1 protein-coding gene and 1 pseudogene are annotated in these 1,633 nt (G+C 73.4%); both read left to right on the top strand.

What is annotated here, in order from left to right:
- Positions 1–946, top strand: a pseudogene (locus RT309_RS14920) (DNA polymerase Y family protein); the annotation flags it as partial.
- Positions 946–1,633, top strand: a 688-nt coding sequence (locus tag RT309_RS14915) for a PHP domain-containing protein (RefSeq protein WP_313358300.1), incomplete at its 3' end; no start/stop codon positions are given. The pseudogene RT309_RS14920 and the gene RT309_RS14915, both read left to right, overlap by 1 nt.

Below are 1,633 nucleotides of genomic sequence, written 5' to 3'. Positions count from 1 at the left end.
ATTCGCCGCCCTCGACGCCCTCTCGGTGCGCTCGCGGTTCGGCGAGCACGGGGCACGGCTGCACGACCTGGCATCCGGAGCCGACTCCCGGCCGCTCACCCCGCAACCGCCCGACCCGCAGCTGGCGCGCGAGGTGCAGTTCGACACTCCTCTCGGGCAGTCCGACCAGATCGCGTTCGCCGTGCGGCAGACGGCGGATGCCGTGCTGCTCGCCCTCGCCGATGTCTCGGCCGTGTGCACCGAGGTGCGCATCGACCTCACCGACGACGACGGGGCGGTCTTCTCCCGCACCTGGCTGCATCCGACCTGCTTCGACGCGGGAGATCTGGTCGACCGGGTGCGCTGGCAGCTCGAGACGATCGTCGACGACGCACCCGACGATGCCGCTCACGCCTTCCGCGGCATCGTGGGGGTGCGGCTCTCGCCGGTCGCGGTCGACGACGCCGCCCATCATCAGCCCGGCCTGTTCGGCTCGGGCACCGACGAGCGACTGCACCATGCCGTCTCGCGCGTGCAGACGCTGCTCGGCCATCGCGGGGTGAGCACGGCGGCGATGGCGGGCGGGCGGATGCTGGCCGATCGTCAGGTGCTCACGCCGTGGGGAGAGCGGCCGCTCGTGCATCGCGATCCCTCGCAGCCATGGCCGGGCAGCCTGCCCGATCCGCTGCCGACCGAGGTGTACATGCCGATGCGCCCGGTGCGGGTGAGCGGTGCGGCGGGCGCCGAGGTCGAGATCGACGAGCGCGGGGCGCTGTCGACCCCGCCCGCGCTGATCGAAGACAGCGAGGTGGTCGGCTGGGCGGGTCCGTGGCCGGTGCACGAGCACCGGTGGGATTCCGAGCGCGCCCGCTCCGGGCACCGTTTCCAGCTGCTCGATGCGGGGCACCGCGCCTGGCTGGTGTTCCACTCGGCGGACGGCTGGTGGGCCGAGGGGCGGTACCGCTGATGGGCTTCAGCAACCCGCCGCAGACCTGGCATCAGCTCGAGCGCACCCTCGACCTGGAGGGCCCCGCACCGGTGCAGAGCGAGCCGGTGCGTCCTCGTGCCGACCCGGGTCCGGTGAGCAGGCGTCGTCGCACGACGGCTCACCTCGATGTGCGGCGGCCGGCCGACGCCGTGCCCTACGCCGAGCTGCACGCGCATTCCTGGTACTCGTTCCTCGACGGCGCGTCCTCCCCCGAGGATCTGCTGGCCGAGGCCGAGCGGCTGGGACTCAGCGCCCTCGCGATCACCGATCACGACGGCTTCTACGGGGCATCCCGCTTCGCCGAGGTGGCCGAGACGATGGATGCCGGGGTGCAGACCGTGTACGGCGCCGAGCTCTCGCTCGGCGTCGTCGAGAACCCGGCTCGGCCTCTGACCTCAGGGTCCCTGCGCCTGTCACCGAAGGGGCGTACGGGCACTCCCGACCCGGAGGGCGATCATCTGCTCGTGCTGGCCCGCGGCACCGAGGGCTACCACCGCCTCTCCGGAGCCATCTCGGCCGCTCAGCTGCGCGGGGGCGAGAAGGGGCGCCCGGCGTACGACCTCGACGAGCTGGCCGCGCGGGCGGAGGGGCACTGGACCGTGCTGACCGGATGCCGCAAGGGGGCCGTCCGGCGCGGGCTGGAGGCCGGGGATGCCGAGGCTCCGC

The organism is Microbacterium sp. (assembly GCF_032084865.1).
Taxonomy (GTDB): Bacteria; Actinomycetota; Actinomycetes; order Actinomycetales; family Microbacteriaceae; genus Microbacterium.
The sequence above is the reverse complement of the archived record's forward strand: the minus strand, read 5'-3'. Positions and strand labels throughout refer to the sequence as shown.